21 protein-coding genes and 1 pseudogene are annotated in these 20,408 nt (G+C 70.8%); 2 read left to right on the forward strand and 20 right to left on the reverse strand.

Annotated features, from left to right (window positions below; all coding sequences use genetic code 11):
- Positions 1-24 precede the first annotated feature (24 nt).
- Positions 25-996 carry a 30S ribosomal protein S2 gene (gene rpsB, locus ACIREO_RS00520; RefSeq protein ID WP_404102985.1) on the reverse strand — a complete coding sequence of 324 codons (972 nt, stop codon included), beginning with the start codon at positions 994-996 and terminating at the stop codon, positions 25-27.
- A 277-nt stretch (positions 997-1,273) separates the two neighbouring features.
- On the opposite strand from rpsB, the pseudogene ACIREO_RS00525 reads away from it, so the two are divergent.
- Positions 1,274-1,768 (forward strand): annotated as a pseudogene (locus ACIREO_RS00525) (murein hydrolase activator EnvC family protein); the annotation flags it as partial.
- 155 nt (positions 1,769-1,923) lie between these two features.
- On the opposite strand, the gene ACIREO_RS00530 reads toward ACIREO_RS00525, so the two are convergent.
- The 17 genes from ACIREO_RS00530 to ACIREO_RS00610 form a co-directional block, all read right to left on the reverse strand.
- Positions 1,924-2,481, reverse strand: a complete 558-nt coding sequence (locus tag ACIREO_RS00530; protein ID WP_404104433.1) for a TetR/AcrR family transcriptional regulator — start codon at positions 2,479-2,481, stop codon at positions 1,924-1,926.
- Positions 2,482-2,578: 97 nt separating this feature from the next.
- Positions 2,579-3,415 carry an RNA polymerase sigma factor WhiG gene (gene whiG, locus ACIREO_RS00535; RefSeq protein WP_033304072.1) on the reverse strand — a complete coding sequence of 279 codons (837 nt, stop codon included), beginning with the start codon at positions 3,413-3,415 and terminating at the stop codon, positions 2,579-2,581.
- 262 nt (positions 3,416-3,677) lie between these two features.
- Complete coding sequence (dprA, locus tag ACIREO_RS00540; RefSeq protein WP_404102988.1) at positions 3,678-4,964, reverse strand: DNA-processing protein DprA; 1,287 nt, start codon at positions 4,962-4,964, stop codon at positions 3,678-3,680.
- Positions 4,847-6,469 carry a YifB family Mg chelatase-like AAA ATPase gene (locus ACIREO_RS00545; RefSeq protein ID WP_404102991.1) on the reverse strand — a complete coding sequence of 541 codons (1,623 nt, stop codon included), beginning with the start codon at positions 6,467-6,469 and terminating at the stop codon, positions 4,847-4,849. Before ACIREO_RS00545 ends, dprA begins: the two co-directional genes overlap by 118 nt.
- Positions 6,469-6,828: a YraN family protein gene (locus tag ACIREO_RS00550; RefSeq protein WP_404102994.1), complete on the reverse strand. Its 360-nt coding sequence runs from the start codon at positions 6,826-6,828 to the stop codon at positions 6,469-6,471. The genes ACIREO_RS00545 and ACIREO_RS00550 overlap by 1 nt, the downstream gene beginning before the upstream one ends.
- 132 nt (positions 6,829-6,960) lie before the next feature.
- Complete coding sequence (locus tag ACIREO_RS00555; protein ID WP_003965949.1) at positions 6,961-7,269, reverse strand: DUF2469 domain-containing protein; 309 nt, start codon at positions 7,267-7,269, stop codon at positions 6,961-6,963.
- A gap of 63 nt (positions 7,270-7,332) precedes the next feature.
- Complete coding sequence (locus ACIREO_RS00560) at positions 7,333-7,821, reverse strand: NUDIX hydrolase (protein WP_404102997.1); 489 nt, start codon at positions 7,819-7,821, stop codon at positions 7,333-7,335.
- On the reverse strand, positions 7,811-8,584 hold the full coding sequence (gene lepB / locus ACIREO_RS00565) for a signal peptidase I (RefSeq protein WP_404103000.1): 774 nt from the start codon (positions 8,582-8,584) through the stop codon (positions 7,811-7,813). The genes ACIREO_RS00560 and lepB (ACIREO_RS00565) overlap by 11 nt, the downstream gene beginning before the upstream one ends.
- Before the next feature lie 49 nt (positions 8,585-8,633).
- Entirely contained in the window at positions 8,634-9,515 is an 882-nt protein-coding gene (gene lepB / locus ACIREO_RS00570) for a signal peptidase I (protein WP_404104436.1), read from the reverse strand.
- Positions 9,433-10,491, reverse strand: a complete 1,059-nt coding sequence (gene lepB / locus ACIREO_RS00575) for a signal peptidase I (RefSeq protein ID WP_404103003.1) — start codon at positions 10,489-10,491, stop codon at positions 9,433-9,435. Before lepB (ACIREO_RS00575) ends, lepB (ACIREO_RS00570) begins: the two co-directional genes overlap by 83 nt.
- A complete protein-coding gene (gene lepB / locus ACIREO_RS00580) occupies positions 10,484-11,257 on the reverse strand; it encodes a signal peptidase I (RefSeq protein WP_404103006.1) in 774 nt (257 codons plus the stop codon). Before lepB (ACIREO_RS00580) ends, lepB (ACIREO_RS00575) begins: the two co-directional genes overlap by 8 nt.
- 45 nt (positions 11,258-11,302) lie before the next feature.
- Positions 11,303-11,653, reverse strand: coding sequence for a 50S ribosomal protein L19 (gene rplS, locus ACIREO_RS00585; protein WP_404103009.1), 351 nt, complete (start codon positions 11,651-11,653; stop codon positions 11,303-11,305).
- 124 nt (positions 11,654-11,777) lie between these two features.
- Positions 11,778-12,599 (reverse strand): tRNA (guanosine(37)-N1)-methyltransferase TrmD, encoded by an 822-nt coding sequence (gene trmD / locus ACIREO_RS00590; protein ID WP_404104439.1) that lies wholly within the window; start codon positions 12,597-12,599, stop codon positions 11,778-11,780.
- Positions 12,599-13,189 carry a ribosome maturation factor RimM gene (rimM, locus tag ACIREO_RS00595; protein WP_404103012.1) on the reverse strand — a complete coding sequence of 197 codons (591 nt, stop codon included), beginning with the start codon at positions 13,187-13,189 and terminating at the stop codon, positions 12,599-12,601. The genes trmD and rimM overlap by 1 nt, the downstream gene beginning before the upstream one ends.
- A 138-nt stretch (positions 13,190-13,327) precedes the next feature.
- The gene (locus ACIREO_RS00600; RefSeq protein ID WP_014153811.1) at positions 13,328-13,567 is read right to left on the reverse strand and encodes an RNA-binding protein; all 240 of its coding nucleotides are present in this window, start codon (positions 13,565-13,567) and stop codon (positions 13,328-13,330) included.
- A 2-nt stretch (positions 13,568-13,569) separates the two neighbouring features.
- Positions 13,570-14,010 carry a 30S ribosomal protein S16 gene (gene rpsP / locus ACIREO_RS00605; RefSeq protein WP_404103015.1) on the reverse strand — a complete coding sequence of 147 codons (441 nt, stop codon included), beginning with the start codon at positions 14,008-14,010 and terminating at the stop codon, positions 13,570-13,572.
- 155 nt (positions 14,011-14,165) lie between these two features.
- Positions 14,166-14,759 (reverse strand): hypothetical protein, encoded by a 594-nt coding sequence (locus tag ACIREO_RS00610; RefSeq protein WP_003965961.1) that lies wholly within the window; start codon positions 14,757-14,759, stop codon positions 14,166-14,168.
- A gap of 522 nt (positions 14,760-15,281) precedes the next feature.
- On the opposite strand from ACIREO_RS00610, the gene ACIREO_RS00615 reads away from it, so the two are divergent.
- The gene (locus ACIREO_RS00615; protein WP_404103017.1) at positions 15,282-16,145 is read left to right on the forward strand and encodes a class I SAM-dependent methyltransferase; all 864 of its coding nucleotides are present in this window, start codon (positions 15,282-15,284) and stop codon (positions 16,143-16,145) included.
- Positions 16,146-16,254: 109 nt separating this feature from the next.
- Here the strand turns inward: ACIREO_RS00615 and ffh are convergent, their stop codons facing one another.
- Both ffh and ACIREO_RS00625 read right to left on the reverse strand, forming a co-directional pair.
- A complete protein-coding gene (gene ffh, locus ACIREO_RS00620) occupies positions 16,255-17,802 on the reverse strand; it encodes a signal recognition particle protein (RefSeq protein ID WP_404103020.1) in 1,548 nt (515 codons plus the stop codon).
- 121 nt (positions 17,803-17,923) lie between these two features.
- On the reverse strand, positions 17,924-20,377 hold the full coding sequence (locus tag ACIREO_RS00625) for a [protein-PII] uridylyltransferase (protein ID WP_404103022.1): 2,454 nt from the start codon (positions 20,375-20,377) through the stop codon (positions 17,924-17,926).
- Positions 20,378-20,408 lie beyond the last annotated feature (31 nt).

Below are 20,408 nucleotides of genomic sequence, written 5' to 3' on the forward strand. Positions count from 1 at the left end.
TCATTCAGCCGTGACTGACGGGTGTCAGGCCTGCTCGTCCGTGGCCGGGGCCTCGGCGGCCGGGGTGGCCTCCTCGACGGCGGCCTCCTCGGCGGCGGGGGCCTCGGCGGCGGGGGTCTCGGCCTGCTCGGCAGCCTGCTCGTCGGCGGCGGCGGCCGGCTCGGCGTCGGCGGCCTTCTCGGTCTCGGCGGAGGACTGAACCTCGGCGTCGTCCTTCTTCTCGCCCCCGAGCAGGTCACGCTCCCACTCGGCGAGGGGCTCGCCGGCGGCCTTCTCGCCCGGCTTCGAGTCACCGGTCGCGGCACCGGAACGGGCGATGAGGCCCTCGGCGACGGCGTCGGCGATCACGCGGGTGAGCAGGGTGACGGAGCGGATCGCGTCGTCGTTGCCCGGAATCTTGTAGTCGACCTCGTCGGGGTCGCAGTTGGTGTCGAGGATCGCGACGACCGGGATGTGGAGCTTGCGCGCCTCACCGACGGCGATGTGCTCCTTCTTGGTGTCGACGATCCAGACGGCGCTCGGCACCTTCTGCATCTCGCGGATACCACCGAGGGTCTTCTCCAGCTTGGCCTTCTCGCGGGAGAGGACCAGGAGCTCCTTCTTGGTGAGGCCGGAGGCGGCCACGTCCTCGAAGTCGATGAGCTCGAGCTCCTTCAGACGCTGAAGGCGCTTGTAGACGGTGGAGAAGTTGGTGAGCATGCCACCGAGCCAACGCTGGTTGACGTACGGCATGCCGACGCGCGTCGCCTGCTCGGCGATGGCTTCCTGGGCCTGCTTCTTGGTACCCACGAACATGATGGATCCGCCGTGGGCGACGGTCTCCTTGACGAACTCGTAGGCGCGGTCGATGTACGACAGCGACTGGAGCAGGTCGATGATGTAGATGCCGTTGCGCTCGGTGAAGATGAAGCGCTTCATCTTCGGGTTCCAGCGACGGGTCTGGTGACCGAAGTGGACGCCGCTTTCCAGCAGCTCCCGCATCGTGACGACGGCCATGGCCGTACTCCTTGATTTACTCGGTTGTCGCGACCGCAGGATTGCGGTCGCGCCTGACGCCCCGACGCGCCGTGCCACGAGGGACCGAGGAGCGCGGCCACCATCCGCAGAGAGGGAGGTGGCGGGGCGTGCGAAGTCGACCCGGTGACCCGGATCGCCAGAAGAAGTGTACGGGACCCGCCGGGTGCAGGGTGACGGCGATGTCCACAACCCCCCGGTCGTCCACAGATCCGGACCATGATCCCCGCGGGACGGGCCTCCGGGAGATCGTTGCGCCATGCGCCGCTCACCTGGAAAACCCGTCGGCCCGGCCCGTGACGCCCTGTTGTCGAGGCCGCCGGGGACGGGGCCGTCACCGGCCCGCACGTGGGCCGCACCGGTGGCCGTCCTCCTCACCGCACTGCTCGCCGTCCTGCTGGGGCCGGCTTCCGCGAGAGCCTCGGCGGGAGCGCCGCCGGGCGGTGACCGGGTCTGGCCGCTGGCGGGCCGGCCCCTGGTCGTACGGGGCTGGGAACCGCCCGCCGGTCCGTACGGACCGGGCCACCGCGGGGTCGACCTCGCCGCCCGGCCGGGCACCCCGGTGCGGGCGGCCACCCCGGGCAGGGTCGCCTTCGCGGGGCCGGTGGCGGGGCGTGGGGTGATCTCCGTCGATGTGACGGGGAGCGGGGAGCCACCGCTGCGCTTCACCTACGAACCGGTGCGGGCGCGGGTCTCCGAGGGCGACGACGTGGTCGCGGGGCAGGTGTTGGGCGTGGCCGGACCGGAGCCCTCCCACTGCGCCTCCGGCTGTCTGCACTGGGGCCTGCGGCGCGGAGACGTCTATCTGGATCCGCTGTCGCTGCTTCCTCCGTCACTGCTGCGAAGGGGCCCCTCCAGGCTGCTGCCCGTGTTCGGGGTGCCGCTCCCGGAGGCGGGCCGGAGACCCGTTCAGCCCCGGACGCCGCGCAGGACCATGGCCACGGCCGTGTCCGCCACGATGCCCGGCTCCTCGGCCGCGCCCAGCTCGATCCTGCGCACCGCCGCGTCCACGGACCCCTGCAGGAGCATGGCCACGAGCCTCGGCTCGGTGTGGCCCAGGTCGGCGAGCGCCTCGACGATCATGGCGATCAGGCCGCCGTGCGCGGCGCGGATCTTCTCCCGGGCGCCCGCGTCCAGTTCGCTCGCGGAGATCGCCACGACCGCGCGGTGCCGCCGGTCTCCGACCAGATCGAGCTGCCGGCGCACATAGGCCTCGATCTTCGCCTCGGGTGTGCCGGCCCGTTCCATCGCGTTCTCGACCTCGGCGGCCCAGACGGGGAAGTCGACGGCGCAGAGCTCCTCGACCACGGCCGCGCGGGAGCGGAAGTACTCGTAGACGGAGGACCTGGCGAGGCCGGTGCGCTCGGCGAGGGCGGGGAAGGTCAGCGCCTCCGTACCGCCCTCGGACAGCAGGGAGCGTGCGGCGTCCAGGAGGGCGCCGCGCTGCATGGTCCGGTGCTCGGCCACGGAGGCCGCTCGAATCCTGGGCACCCGTCCACTCTACGGCGGCGCCGGTCCGAAGGGAGGTCCGCGTCCGCTGCCATGTGGCCGAAGCCTCTCCGGCTCAGCGTCCGGCGTCGGCCAGCTTCGCCCGGAGCTGCAGCACGGACTTGGTGTGGATCTGGCTGACCCTGCTCTCCGTGACCCCCAGGACGTTGCCGATCTCGGCGAGGGTGAGGCCTTCGTAGTAGTAGAGCGTGACCACGGTCTTCTCCCGCTCGGGAAGCGTGTTGATGGCCCGGGCGAGCAGCCGTCTGAGCTCGCGGTCCTCGGCGACCTCGACCGGGTTGTCGGCCGCGGTGTCCTCGAGGGTGTCCATCAGGCTCAGACGGTCGCCGCCCTCGCCGCCGACATGCAGCAACTCCTCCAGCGCCACCACATTGGCGAGCGACAACTGGCTGAAAACAGCATGCAGTTCCTCCAGGGCGACACCCATCTCCGCGGCGACCTCGGCCTCCGAGGGTGTGCGCCGGAGCTGCGCCTCCAGCGTGGCGTAGGCGCGCTCGACGTTGCGCGCCTTCTGCCGCACGGACCGTGGAATCCAGTCCAGCGCCCGGAGTTCGTCGATCATCGCGCCGCGGATCCTGGTGATCGCGTAGGTCTCGAACTTGATGGCCCGCTCGATGTCGAACTTCTCGATGGCGTCGATCAGCCCGAAGACACCGGACGAGACGAAGTCCGCCTGCTCCACGTTGGACGGCAGACCCACACTGACCCGACCGGCGACGTACTTCACCAGAGGCGAGTAGTGCAGGATCAGCTGCTCCCGCAGCCTCTCGTCACCGGTGGTCTTGTACGAACGCCACAACTCGTCGAGCGAGGAGGGGGCGGGAGGACGCACAGTGCCACGCGCAGCCGGTGGTACTGCCGCGCGGTCAGACCCGGAGGTGTGCTGGGGCATGTGGTGCCTTGAGCCGTTCTGCTGTGAAGTGCTGGGACGTGTCTCTGGGGGCGGAATCCTTGTGAGCGTAGCGTGACTGCGGTGTAGCGGTGCGCGCAGGACAAGGGAACCGTGTGGTGTGATTGCGTTCCAAATCCCCCGTCGTTCTCGCGCCGCCTGGCAGGGCCGACGGCGAGGTGCGTCACCGCTCGCGCCGTCCCCGGAGGCCTGACCGGGTGCCGCCGAGGTCACCTGCATCACCTTTTCACCCGAATGCTCCGGGTCAAGTACCGCCTCGCCGCGCCTCCCCATTGCGTGTCCGTCCCCGCGTCAACCGCCATCCGTCGCCCTCGCGTTCGACGAACCCCAGTGAGTGGAGTTCGTACAACCGCCCGAGGGCTTCATCCGTGGACGCTCCTGCGCTCCGGGCCACGTCACGGGCGCCCATGACGCCCGTCCCGGGCAGTGCGTCCAGCACCCGCGCGCAGGCGGCGCCGAGGAGGTCCCTGGGCAGGACCGGGCCGCTTCTGGCCGGAGCGAGCTCACCCATCTCCCCCACCAGTTCGGTGATCTCGGCGGCATCGGTGACCAGGACGCCCTCCCCACGCAGGAGTTCGTGGACCCCGGCCGAGAGCCCGCTGGTCGCCGGGCCCGGGACGCCCATGGTGAAGCGGCCCAGCCGTTGCGCGTTCCTCGCGGTGACCAGCGAGCCGCTGCGGTGTTCGGCCTCCACCACCACGGTGCCTCTCGTGAGCGCCGCGATCACCCTGTTCCGCAGGATGAATCTGCTGCGTGTCGGATGGTCCGAGGGCGGCAGCTCGCCCATGACCATGCCCTGTTCGGCGATGCGCCCGATCAGCTCGGCGTGCCCCCGGGGATAGGCCACGTCCACCCCGCACGCCAGCACCGCCATGGTCGCCCCGCCCGCTGCCAGCGCCCCGCGGTGGGCGGCACCGTCCACCCCGAACGCCGCGCCGGAGACCACCACCCAGCCCCGCTCCGCCAGCCCCGCGGCGAGCGTCGCCGCCATGTGCGCCCCGTAGGGCGTGCAGGCCCGGGCGCCGACCAGCGCGACCGAGCGCAGCGCCCAGAGGCGCAGGTCGGACCGGCCTCGCACCCAGAGCCCGATCGGCCGCGCGTCGCCCAGGTCGTCGAGCTGGCTCGGCCATTCCCGGTCGCCGGGGCAGACGAACCGCCCGCCGATCGCGGCCATGTCCGCCAGATCCCTTCCGGGGGCGGCGCTCGATGCCCGTAGGCGGTAGCCGGCGAGCCGGGCCGCCGTCATCCCCTCGATCGCCTGCGCGGGTGCCTCCGCGCCCGTGAGACGCCGTATCAGCTCGACGGGCCCGATCTCACGGATCCAGCGGCCGCCGCGCTCGTCCCCGGGCTCGAACACCCTGGTCAGGGCGGCGCGCGCCAGCCGCTCCCGGCCGCCGGGGGCCTGCGGGGCGTTCACCGGGCGCCCGCCTGCACGGGGACCCCCCGCTGGATGCCTGTCCGCAGCTCCAGCGCCACCGCGATGTCCGAGGCGTCCGGGCGGTCGGCCGCCCTCAGGTCCGCCACGGTCCATGCCACGCGCAGGACCCGGTCGAGGCCGCGGGCCGTGAGGACACCCCGCTCCATGTCCCGCTCGGCCGCCATCAGCGCACCGGGTGCGGCGACGAGCCTGGTCCGCAGCTCATGCCCGGGAACCTCGCTGTTGGTGGTCCATGGGGTGCCCGCGAGCCGCTCGGCGGCGCGCTCCCTGGCCCCCCGCACCCGGGCGGCCACCTCCGCCGATGACTCCCCTCGGCCGCCGTTCCCCATCAGGTCGGCCCTTCCGACCGGCTCGACCTCGACGCGCAGATCCACACGGTCGAGCAACGGGCCCGACAGTCGCGCCTGATAGCGGCGGACCGCCGAGGGAGGGCATTCGCAGCCCGCACCGGCCAGGGTGTGCCGGCCGCACGGGCAGGGATTCGCGGCCAGGACCATCAGGAAACGTGCGGGCAGCCGGACGACCCCGGCAGCGCGCGCGACCACCACGTGTCCGGACTCCAGGGGCTGGCGCAGCGCGTCGAGGGCCCTTCCCGAAAACTCCGGGGCCTCGTCGAGGAAGAGGACACCCCGGTGCGCCAGGGATACCGCTCCCGGCCTCGGCAGGCCGTTCCCCCCGCCCACGAGCGACTGCATCGTCGCCGAGTGGTGCGGCGCGCAGTACGGCGCTCTGCTGATCAGGGGTTCACCCGGCGGGAGGATGCCCGCGACCGAGTGCACCGCCGTCACTTCGAGGGATTCCTGCCGGGAGAGCGGCGGCAGGATCGCCGTGATCCGCTCGGCCAGCATGGTCTTCCCCGCCCCTGGCGGCCCGGAGAGCAGCAGATGGTGGCCCCCTGCCGCCGCCACCTCCAGCGCCTTGCGCGCCCGGCCCTGGCCCGCTACATCGGCGAGTTCGGGCCGGTGCGCCGTGGAGTCGGCCGACAGCGGGGCCAGGCCCGTGCCGAGGCCCGCCCCGGGCACCATGAGCCCGGCGAGCATCGTGTCGGGGCGGCCCCGGTCGGCGGGCGGTTCCTCGGGCACGGGTTCGTCGCCGAGGACGGCGATCAGCTGGCGCAGGCTCCGTACGCCGAGGACGGAGACGCCGGGCACAAGCGCGGCCTCCCCCGCGGTCTGCTCCGGGACGACGACGTGCCGATACCCCGCCTCCGCCGCCGCGAGGACCGCGGGCAGCACCCCACGCACCGGGCGCACCCTGCCGTCGAGGCCGAGCTCCCCGATCATCACCACATCGGCGATGGTGGCGGGGTCGATCCGCTCGGCCGCGCCCAGCACCGCACACGCCACGGCGAGGTCGAACCCCGAACCGCCCTTGGGTACTGAGGCGGGGGACAGCCCCACCGTGAGCTTCTTCTGCGGCCACTCGGCCCCGGAATTGACGACGGCGGCCCGCACCCGGTCCCGGCTCTCCACCAGGCTCTTGTCCGGCAGGCCCACGAGCGTGAACGCCGCCACACCCGGCTCCAGATCGGCCTGGACCTCCACCACCACACCTTCGACGCCGACCAGCGCCACCGAGCACGCCCGTGCGAACCCCATCAGGCCACGCCCCGCACATGCTCGGCGACCGGGGCACCGCGCCTGGGCAGGATCACGCCGACCAGATCGATCCGGACCCCGCCGGGCGGCGGCCCGCCGTGCCGGTCGAGCCAGATCTCGGCGAGCCTGCGCAACCGGTCGGCCTTGGCCGGTGTGACGGCTGCCATGGGATGCTCGAAGGAGCCCGCCCTGCGGGCCTTCACCTCGCAGACGACCACCGCGTCACCGTCCCTGGCGACGATGTCGATCTCTCCCGCGCGGCACCGCCAGTTGCGCTCCAGCACAGTCATGCCGGCGTCCGTCAGCAGCCGTGCCGCCAGATCTTCGCCGTACCGCCCGAGTGCCCCCCGTGCGTTCATATCGGCACCACCTCCGGCACCGACTGTGACGCGCCCCGCCGGATCTAGTGGATCTTGGTGGACAACCGGGTCGATGTGGAGATCCCGGCCACTCGGAAGAGTGAACCGGGATCCTGGGGGAGCACGCCGGGGTCAGCCGCCCGGAAGCTCGAGATCACTCTTGTTGAGCTCCTCGATGTTCACGTCCTTGAACGTCAACACCCGAACTTGCTTGACGAACCGGGCGGGCCTGTACATGTCCCAGACCCACGCGTCCGCCATGGAAACCTCGAAAAAGACCTCACCCTGGACCGAGTGCACCTGCATCTCGTAGTCGTTGGTGAGGTAGAAGCGCCGTTCGGTCTCGATCACATATTTGAACAGACCGACGACATCGCGGTACTCCCGGTAGAGCTTCAGCTCCATCTCGGTCTCGTACTTCTCGAGGTCCTCGGCACTCATGGCATGTTCCCCTTCAGCCGCGCGTCCCCCTATTGTGCGTCAGCCCCACGCACCCCTGGCCGATTAGACGATTTCAGGGGCAAGGACCAGCGGAACACTCGGAGGACCCTCGTCGAGCAGCGTGCGCAGCAGCCCGGCGAGCCTGGTCGGATACACCGTCTCACGCGTGGCGAGAAGTTCGGCGGAGGTCCACCACCTCAGACCGGCGACACTGCGCAGCTCCAGCTCGGTGAGACCCGTCTGGTCGGTCCGCGTCTGCGACGTACGCGCCAGGAAGTACCACTCGTCCTGGTCCCAGCGCCGCCCGTCGAACGGGAAGGAGCAGGTTCTCGTCCACAGCAGCGGACCGAGAGAGAGGTCCGTGATCCCCGTTTCCTCCGCGAGCTCACGCAGGGCGGCCTCCTCACGGGTCTCGTCGCCCTCCAGGCCGCCGCCCGGGGTGAACCACCAGCTCTCGGCCGGATTCCCGGGCTCGAAGCCGTGCAGCAGCAGGATCCGGTCGTCCGGGTCCAGAAGCACCACACGAGCGACCCTGCGCACCTCAGTGGGCACCGGCGGACACCTTCGGCCTCCTGCTTCCCCGTGCGGAGCGCGCCGCCAGCGGACCGTACGCCGCTCCGCCCAGGATGAGCACCACACCCGCCACGAGCGCGCCGACCTGCAGCGGCAGCGGCCCGTCGGACGACACGCCGCCCGGCAGGGAAGCGAAGGCTTCGGGCCGGCCGATCATGCCGTTCATGGGCCATGCGACGGCGTCCACCCGCGCCTCGACGGCGCTGCGCGGCACCGAGCCCTGCCCCGGGTCCTCCAGATGGACGCGGGAGTCCATGGAGGTGGTGCGCTCGTCGCCGAGGAGGAAGAGCTGTCCCTCGGGCACGTCCGCCGTGAAGTCCTGCGGCGAGGCCGAGGCTTCACCGTTCGACGAGATGAGCGGTGAAGCGCCCTTCGCCTGCAGATACGGTTCTTCGATGGGCTCACCGTTGACGGTGAGCCGGCCTTCCTTGTCGCAGCAGGCGACCTTGTCGCCGCCCACTCCGACGACCCGCTTCACCATGGGCACGTCGCCCCACGCCGAGTCGGTGAAGACGACCACGTCTCCGCGCCGCACGTCGTCGCCGTCTATCCGCTCCGCGAGAACCCGGTCACCGGCGTTCACCGTCGGCGTCATCGACTCGGTCGGCACGGTGTACGGCTTGTACACCACGGCTCCCCAGGCGAATCCGCCGAGGAAGAGCACACAGCCGACAGCCACGGCCAGGTTCGACAACGTGCTGCCGAGCCGGCCGCGGCCGTCCGTACGTCCTGATCCACTCATCCCAGCGCTCCCCCATCGGAGATCGACAATCGCTGATCCGAGCGGCACCCTACCCGGCGGTATGCCCGCGGGTCAGCCTGCGGCGACGCCAGAACACGAGGGGCAGCGCTCCGGCTACACCCAGTGCTCCGGGGACAGCGGCAGACGCGGCCGCGTTCAGCCCGGGCTGGTCGAATGTGCTCGGCACCGGAAGGGTCGCCCAGCGGTTGACGGGCCAGGCCACGACCACGGCGCGTCCGACCACCTCGTCCGTGGAGACCGTGCCCTGACCGGGCAGCTCCTGGTGGTAACGGGAGTCCAGCGAATTCTGCCGGTGGTCGCCCATCACCCAGATCCGGCCCTCGGGCACGTGGATCGGCCCGAACGGCTCGTCGTCGCAGGCGCTGTTGCCCTCGAAGATGAACGACTTGTCGTCCAGAGCCTTGCCGTTGACCGTCACCGGCCCGTTCTTCTTGCACTGGACGGTGTCGCCGCCCACGGCGATGACCCTCTTGATCAGGTCCTTCTCCTCGGCGGACGGCATCAGCCCGATGAAGCTCAGGAACTTCTGCACCACGTTGGGTTCGGGCGTCACGGTGTCCTCAAGCCAACCGCCCGGGTCATGGAAGACCACGACCTCCCCGCGCTCCGGCTCGGAGCCGAACCACGGCGTCAGCTTGTCGACCAGCACCCGGTCACCCCGCTGCAGGGTGTTCTGCATGGAGTCCGAGGGGATCGAGAAGGCCTGTACCAGGAACGTCTTGATCAGCAGCGCGAGAATGAGCGCGATGCCGATGAGGAGCGGCAGCTCCTTCCAGAACGAACGCGGCTTCTTCACCGCCGTACTTCCACCGCCCGGGGAATCGCCGTCACTCTCCGCCTCCACCGGGACCTCGTTGTCCGAAGGCCGGTCCTCGGGCTCGTCGTGTCCGGATCGTGCGCCGACCGCCAAATCCCCCACATCCACTCCTCACTCCGTGCCACCGCCCGCGCCTGATTCGGCGCAGGCCCACCACTCCCATAACGAGCGGGAGTTCCGCAGGGGTCGGGAGCAGGACCATTCCGTTGCGATCCTGGGAGGACACACTATTCGACGGGGCCTTCGCAGCCGTCGCTCCGACGCTCCCCTCGGGGACGGAGGCGTACGTTTCGGGCTCTTCCAGCCTGCGCCAATGCCCGAACGGCCAGGCGATCACCACAGCCCGCCCCACGACCTCGTCCTCCGAAACCGTGCCCTTCCCCGGCTTGTCGAGATGGAATCGGGAGTCCGCGGAATTGGACCGGTGGTCCCCCATCACGAAGATTCGGCCCTCAGGAACCTTTACCTCGAATTTGAGCGTGGAGGGCACATCGCCGGGATTCAGATACGGCTCGTCGAGCGCCACGCCGTTGACCGTGATCCTGCCGTCGGTGCCGCAGCACTTCACGGTGTCGCCGCCGACCGCCACCACGCGCTTGATCAGATCCTGCTCGTCCTCGGAGGGCAGCAGCCCGATGAAGGTCAGCAGTTCCTTGATCTGTTTGACCCCGGCCGGCGGGTCCTCGGTGGCGGCGCTCTCCTGCTGCAGCCAGCCGCCCGGGTCCTTGAAGACGACGACGTCGCCGCGCTGTGGTTCGGACCCGAACCACGGCGTCAGTTTGTCCACCAGTACCCGGTCACCGATCCGGATGGTCTGCTCCATCGACCCGGAGGGGATCACGAAGGCCTGGACGAGGAAGGTCTTGAGTACGAGCGCGATCAGCAGCGCGACCAGGACGAGGAGGGGTATCTCCTTGATCGCGGACCGGCGTCGGCGGCGTTTCACCTTGCGGGCCAGCTTGCGGCGCTCCGCCCGGGTGGGCAGCGAGCGGCCCGTGGCCGGCCTCGACCCCGTGGGCAGTGGCGGGCCCGTGTCCGGTGCCCCCGGCCTGCGCCCCCGGTTACCCATGGTGGGCGTCCGCCGGCCGTATGCCGGTGAAGGCGTCGGTGCCCTCCAGGGAGCCGAGCCTCCCGAGCGGCCAGCCGAGCCAGTCGACCCGCCCGATCACACGCTCGACGGGCACCATGCCGCCCCCTGGCTGCCCCAGGTGGTCCCGGGAATCCCGCGAGTTGCTGCGGTGGTCACCCATCACCCACAGCCTGCCGTCGGGCACCACGATGTCGAAGGCCACATCGGACGGATGGTCACCGGGGTGCAGATACTCCTCGTCCACCGGAGCACCGTTCACCTGGAGCCTCCCCCGCTCGTCGCAGCAGACCACACGGTCGCCCCCCACCCCCACCACCCGCTTCACGAAGTCGGAGCCGGCGGGTTCGGCCAGCCCCAGGGACGCGGCCACCCCGTGCAGCAGCTCGCCGACGGCGTTCCCGCCGGACGCCGGCTCCTGTACGAAGGATCCGGTGCCGTCGAAGACCACCACGTCGCCGCGCCGGGGATCCGAGCCGAAACGGTACGCCAGTTTGTTGACGAGGACGCGGTCCCCGACCCGCAGCGTGGGCTCCATCGAGCCACTGGGGATCAGGAAGGGCTGCAGCACGAAAGCGCTGAAGAGCAGCAGGGCGACCGTGCAGAGCATGCCCAGGAAGATCGCCCGCCCCCAGGTGACCGACATGACCGGCCGGTCCCGGACATGCGTGGAGCGCGACCCCTCCTCGGGCCCTTCTGCGGGGCCGGAGGAACGATCGCGCTCCATGTGCTGTGCTTCCGTGTCCATCGGGGCCGAATCCTATCCGGCCGCGCTGTGGACGCCGGAGGTGAATCAGCGGTCGCGCTTCTCCTTGATCTTCGCGGCCTTGCCGCGGAGCTCACGGAGGAAGTACAGCTTGGCGCGACGGACGTCACCACGGGTGACGAGCTCGATCTTCTCGAAGATCGGGCTGTGCACCGGGAAGGTGCGCTCGACGCCGACGCTGAAGGAGACCTTGCGGACCGTGAAGGTCTCGCTGATGCCCGAGCCCTGGCGACGGATGACGACGCCCTTGAACTGCTGGATACGGGAGCGGCTGCCCTCGATCACGCGCACGTGGACGTTGACCGTGTCACCCGGGCGGAACGCCGGGAGGTCGGTACGGAGCGAGGCGGCGTTGACGCCATCGAGCAGGGAAGTCATGTTGTCTGCTTTCTTCGCCGATGCCACAGGTCATCGACGGGAGAGAGTGAAGTTCGGATGCTGATCACATCGGGCGGGCGTCTGTCCCCCTGCGGCAGGGGCGCACGCCGGACGTACAGCGGGCCTATTCTTCCACGGCCTCGGGCCTGCGCCAAAATCGTCCGTCGGGGCCCGGGGACCAGCCGAGGATGGAGAGCATCTCGCGGTCCTTCTTGTCGAACCCCGAGGCCTCACAACGCTCGATGAGGTCGGGCCTGTTGAGAGCGGTACGGCGGAAGGCCTCGTCCCGTCGCCAACGTGCGATCCGGCCGTGGTGGCCGCTGAGCAGTACCTCGGGGATACCGCGCCCACGCCACTCCGGAGGCTTCGTGTAGACCGGGCCTTCGAGCAGGTCCGCCATGGCCCCGGGCGCGAAGGAGTCGTCGCGGTGCGACTCGGCGTTGCCGAGCACCCCGGGCAGCAGACGGGCCACAGCCTCGGTGATCACCAGGACGGCGGCTTCCCCGCCCGCGAGGACGTAGTCCCCGATGGACACCTCGACGACCGGCATCCGGGTCGCGTACTCGTCCATCACCCTGCGGTCGATGCCCTCGTAGCGGGCAGGGGTGAAGATCAGCCACGGCCGTTCCGAGAGCTCGACGGCCAGCTCCTGGGTGAAGGGCCTGCCGCTGGGCGTGGGGACCACGAGCACCGGGGAGTGCGCCCCGGCCTCGTATCCGCCGGCCAGCGCCTCGTCCAGGGCGTCACCCCAGGGCTCAGTCTTCATGACCATGCCGGGGCCACCGCCGTAGGGGGTGTCGTCGACCGTGTTGTGCCGGTCGTACGTCCAGTCCCGCAAGTCGTGGACACGCACGTCGAGGCGGCCCCGGGCGCGCGCCTTGCCGACGAGGGAGACGTTCAGGGGCTCCAGGTACTCGGGGAAGATCGTGACGACGTCGAGCCGCATCACGTGTCGCCCTTCCCTGCATCGCCTGCCGCGTCGCTCCCGGAGCCGTCCTCGTCACGCGTGGAGGCGATCACGGCCTCGCTCTCGTCGATCAGGCCCGGCGGCGGGGTGATGACGGCCCGCTGCTCCTCGAGGTCGATCTCGGTGACGATCTCCTCGACGAACGGGATCATCACCTCGCTGCCGTCCGGCCGCTCCACGATGAACAGGTCCTGCGACGGCAGGTGCGTGATCTCGGTGATCCGGCCGATCTCCGTGCCGTCCGTGAGGACGACGTCGAGATCCATCAGCTGGTGGTCGTAGAACTCCTCGGGGTCCTCGGGAAGTTCCGCCGGGTCGACCTCGGCGATCAGCAGGATGTTGCGCAGCGCCTCGGCGCCCGTACGGTCGCGTACGCCCGCGAACCGCAGCAGCAGCCTGCCGCTGTGCACCCGGCCGGTCTCGATCGTCAGGGGCCCCGTCTCCGCCGGTTCCGTGGCCAGCACGGCCCCCGGCCCGAGCCGGAGCTCGGGCTCGTCGGTGCGCACCTCGACGGTGACCTCGCCCTTGATGCCATGGGCGCGACCGATCCGCGCAACTACCAACTGCACGCTACTTCTCCCGGTGATCTCTCGGGCCGACCGGCACATGAGGGCGGCCGGTCCTGCTGAGGAGGCGGTGATGTACGGACGACAAAGGCCGGGGACGGCTCGAAAGCCCTCCCCGGCCCCGGCCGGTGTTCAACTCTTTCAGCGAACCTGATCCACATCGACGAGGTCGACACGGATTCCACGGCCGCCGATGGCACCCACGACGGTACGCAGGGCGCGCGCGGTGCGGCCGTTGCGGCCGATCACCTTGCCGAGGTCGTCGGGGTGGACCCTGACCTCCAGCACACGCCCACGGCGCAGGTCACGCGAGGCGACCTGCACATCGTCGGGGTTGTCGACGATGCCCTTCACGAGGTGCTCAAGAGCCTCCTCGAGCATGCTCAGGCCTCGGTCGACTCGGTGGACGCGGCAGCGTCAGCCGCCTCGTCCGCCTTCTTGTCCGACTTCTTGGCCTTCTGGGTGATGGCCTCACCCTTGGCCTCGTCGCCGTCCGTGGTCAGGGCCTCGAACAGGGCGCGCTTGTCAGCCTTGGGCTCCGGCTGCAGCAGCGGCGGCGGGGCCGGGAGGCCCTTGTGGGCCTGCCAGTCACCGGTGAGCTTCAGGATCGCGAGGACCGGCTCGGTCGGCTGGGCGCCGACGGACAGCCAGTACTGAGCGCGCTCCGCGTTGACCTCGATGCGGGACGGGTTCTGCACCGGGTGGTACAGGCCGATCTCCTCGATGGCCCGGCCGTCGCGGCGGACGCGGGAGTCGGCGACGATGATTCGGTAGTGAGGCGAACGGATCTTGCCCAGACGCTTCAGCTTGATCTTGACTGCCACGGAAGTGGTGTCTCCTGGTCTCTGACGTGGTTGGGCACAAAAGATGCCACGTGGGGTTGCGGTACTCGGGTGCCCGATGGACGCGTCAGCCGGAGGAGAGAGGGGTCCTGTGCGACTGTCGAGTACAGCTGTCCATTGTGCCACACCACATCGGGTCACCCCACCGCGACCGCCGCTTCCGGGATGCGGAAGGGCTTGCCGCAGCCACCGCAGACGATCGGGGCCTGGGCGAGGACCGAGGGAACGACGCGGACGTTACGCCCGCAGTCGCAGACGGCCTTGACCCGCACCCCTCCCCCGGACGAGCCGTGCCGCGCGGCGGGACCGCGGAACGAGCGCTTGGTGTCCGCGGCGGTGGCCACGGTGTGCGCCTTGAGCGCCCGTTGCAGCCGTTCTGTCGTAGGGCGGTATCTGCGTTTGGCCTCAGGATTCAGCGTCACCAGCGAGAATCCGCTGCTGGGGTGGGGTTCCTCGGCATGATCGAGGCCCAGCTCCTCGGCGATCGCGAGGAAGCGTCGGTTGTGGTAACGGCCGGCGCGTGAGGTGTCCCGGACACCTCTCGCGGCGGCGATGCCGTGGACTGCCTCATGGAGCAGCCGTTCGAAGGAGAGCTCGGCGCCACAGGCGGACGAGGACTCTCCGATCAGGGACTCGGGCGCGGCAAGATCGGGCAGCTCGGGGTGGTACCGCTGAATGTCGGCCCACGCCTGTGCCAGCTCTGCGGCAAGTACAGGTGGTGTCGTGCTCACGTCGTGAACAACGAGCCTGAGTGCTCCGGTGTTCCTATTCCGGGGCATCTCAAATAATTTGCACGTACCAGTCAGTTGCCCTTGATGCGTCCGGACGAGGGCGGGTGCGCAGATCAGCGGAGAAGTCTCACAGCTCGCACCAAGCTGGTACGTAGCAACGCGTACGCACCGGCGTGGACAGGCGCCCCGCGGGTGACACTACCCGGCACGGAGCGACGGCCGCGCACCGGTCACAGCCCGGTGCCGGGGCGCTCGACGTGCTGCGCCCCGCGTGTCGGGTAAGACTGTGAGGAAGCGAGCAGCAGGCGTGCTGTTCCCGGCGCCCGCGCCGGCGGCGCTGCGCCCGGGGGCGCACGACCGGAGCACGCAAGCATTGCCATCCCACCCCGTCCCGCCTCTGGACGGGACCGCCGATGCGGAGTTCTCTGACATACGGGGGCTGTGGGCGCACATACACAGCACATAGACATGGGGGACCTCACTCGGGCACGACCGACCTCACGGCGGATTGGGGCGCATTCCATGACACCTACGCTCGTCCGGCACCACAGGTACGCGGATCCGTCCGCCCCGGTGGACGCCGGTACCCGCGCCCGCGACTGGGCCGAGATCCAGGAGCGCATGCTGGCACCGCTCTACGAGGCGGTGTACGAGCGCCTCGAAGTCGGAGGCGGTACGCGAATGCTCTCCCTCGGCTGCGGTTCCGGGCTCGCGCTGCTGATCGCGGCCTCACGCGGGGCGCGCGTCACCGGCGTCGACACCGACCACGAACGGCTCACCCTGGCCCGCGCGCGCCTCGACTCCGATCCCGGACAGGACGCGGGCCCAGGCCGTACGCGTCCTCGGGCCAGGCTGGTGGACGGCATTCCGTCGGCCGTCCCGGACGGCGAGGCGCCGTACAACCTGCTGACCGCCTTCCAGCCGATCGGCTGTGCGGCCGGGGATTCCGAGGGGCTCGCGCCCGCGCTGGCGTCCGCCGTGCCGCTGGCCGTGCGGGGCGCCACGGTGGTGCTGGCCGGCTGGGGGCCGCCCGAGCGGTGCGCCACGGCTCCGGTGCTGAGGGTGGCCGCCAGGCTCACGGAGTCGGCGCGCCCGCGTTCGGGCAACGGCTGGCGGTCGGCGCTGCGGGACGACCTGGAAGAGGTCGCGGCGCGGGCCGGGCTCAAGCCGGACGGCTCGGGGCGGGTGTCCTGCCCGTTCGGATACGCGGACGTGGACAGCGCGGTGCGCGGCCTGCTGTCGACCGGGCTGTTCGACACGGCGATCCGGGCGACGGACCGTATCCAGGTGGAGAAGGAGGTCGCGGAGGCCCTGCATCCGCATCTGCGGCCCGACGGCACGGTGTGGATGCCGAACGTCTTCCGCTACCTGGTGTGCGTGGCGTAACCGTCGTCGCGCACAGTCGTCACGGGAAACGGTCACGGGAAACGGTCACACGGGAAGACGAAGGGGCACCCCGCACGGCGGGGTGCCCCTTCGTTCACTTCCCGGCCGGTCAGCCCATGAACTTCTTGAACTCGTCCGGCAGTTCGAAGTTCTTGTCCTCCTGGGCCGGCAGACCCAGCGCGCCGCCCTGCGCCGCCTGCTCGCGGCGGGCGGCCGCGGCCTCCTCCTCGGCCTTGCGCTTCATCGGGTTGCCGCTCTTGCGCTTGCCCTTGGCCTGCTTGACCTGCTTCTTCTGACGGCCGGGGCCGCCGCCCGAGCCCGGCATCCCGGGCATCCCCGGCATGCCGCCGCCCTGGGCCATCTTCGACATCATCTTGCGGGCCTCGAAGAACCGCTCGATCAGGCCCTTGACCGCGGAGACCTCGGCACCGGAGCCCTTGGCGATACGGGCCCGGCGCGAGCCGTTGATGATCGTCGGCTCGGCGCGTTCCTTCGGGGTCATCGACTTGATGATCGCGGCCATGCGGTCGACGTCGCGCTCGTCGATGTTGTTGATCTGTTCCTTGATCTGCCCCATTCCGGGCAGCATCCCGAGCAGCTTGGAGATGGAGCCCATCTTCCTGACCTGCTCCATCTGCGCCAGGAAGTCGTCGAGCGTGAAGTCCTTACCCTTGCTCGACGCCAGCTTGGAGGCCATTTTGGCGGCCTCTTCCTGGCTGAAGGTCTTCTCCGCCTGCTCGATCAGGGTGAGCAGGTCACCCATGTCGAGGATGCGGGACGCCATGCGGTCGGGGTGGAAGGCGTCGAAGTCCTCGAGCTTCTCACCGTTCGACGCGAACATGATCTGCTTGCCCGTGACGTGGGCGATCGACAGGGCGGCACCACCTCGGGCGTCACCGTCGAGCTTGGAGAGCACCACGCCGTCGAAACCGACGCCGTCACGGAAGGCCTCCGCGGTGTTGACCGCGTCCTGGCCGATCATCGCGTCGACGACGAAGAGGATCTCGTCGGGGCTGACGGCGTCGCGGATGTCCGCGGCCTGCCGCATCAGCTCCTCGTCGATGCCGAGGCGGCCGGCGGTGTCGACGATCACGATGTCGTGGACCTTGGCCTTGGCGAACTCGATGGAGTCCTTGGCGACCTTGACCGGGTCGCCCACTCCGTTGCCCGGCTCCGGCGCGTACACCGAGACACCCGCGCGGTCGGCGACGACGCTCAGCTGGTTGACGGCGTTGGGGCGCTGGAGGTCACACGCGACGAGCAGCGGCGAGTGCCCCTGGCTCTTGAGCCAGAGACCGAGCTTTCCGGCGAGGGTGGTCTTACCAGCACCCTGCAGACCCGCGAGCATGATCACGGTGGGCGGGTTCTTGGCGAACCTGAGCCGCCGGGTCTCGCCGCCGAGGATGCCTACGAGCTCCTCGTTGACGATCTTGACGACCTGCTGGGCGGGGTTCAGCGCCTGGGAGACCTCGGCGCCTCGCGCCCGCTCCTTGATGTTGGCGATGAACGCGCGGACGACAGGGAGGGCGACATCGGCCTCGAGCAGGGCGATACGGATCTCGCGAGCCGTGGCGTCGATGTCCGCCTCGGACAAGCGGCCCTTGCCCCTGAGGTTTTTGAAAGTCGCGCTAAGGCGGTCGGAGAGAGTATCGAACACGGCGCTCGTCGGTCCTCAGGGTCGGGGGCGTGGCAGGTCAGTCGCTCTCCAGGGTATCCGGACCCCGGAGGACGCAAAGCCCTCGCCCGTTTCTCGTGACGAAAGGGCCTGGGACAGGGCGTCAGCCGAGCTCCTTCTCGACCTCCCCTGCCACCGCCGCGGCCCGCTCCGGAGCCAGTGGTTCACCGTCGCGGTCCGTGACGTAGAAGGCGTCCACCGCGTTCGCTCCGAGGGTGGAGACATGAGCGCTGCGCACCCGCACCGCGCTCTGATCCAGCGCCCGGCCGATCCGGTGCAGCAGCCCGGGGGCGTCCTGGGCGCGCACCTCGATGACGGTGGCCAGCCGGGAGCCCGCCGCCGCGACGGTCACCCTGGGGGGCGGGGCCTTCACGCCGCGCCGCCGTGGATAGGCCGCCTCGCGTTCGGCGAGCCTGGCCCGGATGTCCAGGGAGCCGTCCAGGGCGCGCACGAGGTCTGCGCGCAGCCGGGCGGCCTGCGGCAGTGAGCCGTACTCGGCCGCGACCCGCCAGCTGAGCACCAGCAGGCCGGCCGATTCGCCCATCTCCGTGGGGAGCTCGACGGCCCGCAGGTCGGCGGCGCGCACCGTGAGGCGGTGCAGGGCGAGCACTCCGGCCGCGGCGGGCAGGACACCCGGGCGGTCGGGCAGCGCGATGAGGAGTTCGACGCCGACGGGTTCGGGCCCGCCGTCCTCGGGGGCCGGTTCGGGGCGGGTGTGGAGTGACAGGACGGGCTCGCCCGTGCGCAGGGCCTCCACGGCCAGGCGTTCCTGCTCGGCGCTGGGCGCGAGCGGCTCCGGTGCGGGGGGTTCCTCACCGGCCAGGAGCGCGGCGACCCGCTTGACCAGGTCGGCGACGAGGGAGGCCCGCCAGGAGCTCCAGGCGGCGGGGCCGGTGGCCAGCGCGTCGGCCTCGGTGAGCGCGTGCAGGAGTTCCAGGGTGGAGGCGCTGCCCACGGCCGTGGCGACGGAGCGGACGGTCGCCGGGTCGTCGAGGTCGCGCCGGGTCGCGGTGTCGATGAGCAGGAGATGGTGGCGTACGAGCGTGGCGACGACGCCCACGTCCTGCTTGTCGAAGCCGATGCGGCCGGCCATGTCGCGGGCGATGACCTCGCCCGCGACGGAGTGGTCCCCGGGCCAGCCCTTGCCGATGTCGTGGAGCAGGGCGGCGATCAGGAGAAGGTCGGGGCGGCCGACGCGGCGCGTGAGGTGGGAGGCGCGGACGGCTGTCTCGACGAGGTGCCGGTCGACGGTCCAGGTGTGCACGGGGTTGCGCTGGGGCCGGCAGTGGACCCGCTCCCAGTCGGGCAGCAGGCGGGTGACGATGCCTTCCGCTTCGAGGGCTTCCCACACGCCGACGGTGGATTCGCCGGCACCCAGCAGGGTGACGAGCTCCTCTCGGGCCTGGGCGGGCCACGGCACGGGCAGCGGCTGGGCCGCGGTGCCCAGGTGGCGTACGAGGTGGCGGGAGAGCGGCAGCCCGGCCTCCGCCGCCGCGGCGGCGGCCCTGAGCGTGAGCACGGGGTCGCGTTCGGGGCGGGCCGTGCGCGCGAGGACGACTTCGCCGTCGGCCTCGACCACGCCTTCGGCGAGCGGGGTGCGTTCCGGGGCGGCCTTGGCTCCCCCGCCGAGGATCGTCCGCAGCCGTGGCCGGACGGAGCGGGCCCGAAGGACCCGGTTGACCTCGCGCCAGGTGACGTCGGTGGCGTACGAGACGGTCCTGGCGGCCTCGTACACCTGACGGAGCAGGGCGTCGGCGTCGAGGAGACCGAGGGCTTCGGCGACCTGGTCCTGTTCCTGCAGCGCGAGGCGGTCGGTGGCCCGGCCGGTGGTCAGGTGGAGTGCGTCGCGCGCGTCGAGGAGCGTACGGCGTGCCTCCGCGAGGCCCTCACGGGGCGCGTCCGCGACCCAGGAGGCGGCGACGGCACGCAGGGCGGTGGCGTCGCGGAGGCCGCCGCGGGCCTCCTTGAGGTCGGGTTCCAGGAGGAACTGGAGCTCGCCCATACGTTCGGCCCGCTCGCGGCAGAGCTCGTCGAGGGCGGGGAGGCGTTTCGGGGCCTGGTTTCGCCAGTCGGCGAGGACCGCGGTCCGCAGTCCGGCGACGAGGCCGAGGTCTCCGGCGACGGGGCGGGCGTCGAGCAGTCCGAGCTGGACCTTGAGGTCCTCCCCCGCGGTCCTGCGCGCTTCGCCAGGGGTGCGTACGGAGTGGTCGAGGGCGAGGCCCAGGTCCCAGACGGGGTACCAGATCCCGTCGGCGAGCGCGGCGACGGCTCCGGCGTCGGCGGTGCCGTCGTGCAGGAGCAGGAGGTCGAGGTCGCTGCGCGGGGACAGCTCGCCGCGCCCGTACCCGCCGACGGCGACGAGGGCGGCGCCGCGGACGCCCGCCCGCTCGGCGGCCGCGGTGAACAGCCCGGTGAGCCAGTCGTCGGTGAGCCGGGCCAGGGCCGCACGGCGCGGCGGCCCGGACCGCGTCTTCTCCTGGAGAAGACGCAGCCGGGCCGCCGCGTAGCCGCTGGGTCCCGAGTCCTCGGATTCGGTGGTCACTTCGGTGCTCGTCACCCAGCTGCCTTTCCGTTCACAGGGACCGTCG

The sequence above is a fragment of the Streptomyces sp. NPDC102441 genome, from assembly GCF_044765585.1.
Taxonomy (GTDB): domain Bacteria; phylum Actinomycetota; class Actinomycetes; order Streptomycetales; family Streptomycetaceae; genus Streptomyces.

Bases quoted from the DNA above. Each gene is read 5' to 3' on its own strand.
- rplS (WP_404103009.1), bottom strand. From the start codon at position 11,653: ATGACTTCCCTGCTCGATGGCGTCAACGCCGCCTCGCTCCGTACCGAC.
- ACIREO_RS00555 (WP_003965949.1), bottom strand. From the start codon at position 7,269: ATGAGTGCCGAGGACCTCGAGAAGTACGAGACCGAGATGGAGCTGAAG.
- trmD (WP_404104439.1), bottom strand. From the start codon at position 12,599: ATGCGGCTCGACGTCGTCACGATCTTCCCCGAGTACCTGGAGCCCCTG.
- whiG (WP_033304072.1), bottom strand. From the start codon at position 3,415: ATGCCCCAGCACACCTCCGGGTCTGACCGCGCGGCAGTACCACCGGCT.
- ACIREO_RS00615 (WP_404103017.1), top strand. From the start codon at position 15,282: ATGACACCTACGCTCGTCCGGCACCACAGGTACGCGGATCCGTCCGCC.
- lepB (WP_404103000.1), bottom strand. From the start codon at position 8,584: ATGAGTGGATCAGGACGTACGGACGGCCGCGGCCGGCTCGGCAGCACG.
- lepB (WP_404103003.1), bottom strand. From the start codon at position 10,491: ATGGGTAACCGGGGGCGCAGGCCGGGGGCACCGGACACGGGCCCGCCA.
- rpsB (WP_404102985.1), bottom strand. From the start codon at position 996: ATGGCCGTCGTCACGATGCGGGAGCTGCTGGAAAGCGGCGTCCACTTC.
- dprA (WP_404102988.1), bottom strand. From the start codon at position 4,964: ATGGACCGTGGCGGACCTGAGGGCGGCCGACCGCCCGGACGCCTCGGA.
- ACIREO_RS00600 (WP_014153811.1), bottom strand. From the start codon at position 13,567: ATGCTCGAGGAGGCTCTTGAGCACCTCGTGAAGGGCATCGTCGACAAC.
- lepB (WP_404103006.1), bottom strand. From the start codon at position 11,257: ATGGACACGGAAGCACAGCACATGGAGCGCGATCGTTCCTCCGGCCCC.
- ACIREO_RS00545 (WP_404102991.1), bottom strand. From the start codon at position 6,469: ATGGGGTTCGCACGGGCGTGCTCGGTGGCGCTGGTCGGCGTCGAAGGT.
- ACIREO_RS00550 (WP_404102994.1), bottom strand. From the start codon at position 6,828: ATGAACGCACGGGGGGCACTCGGGCGGTACGGCGAAGATCTGGCGGCA.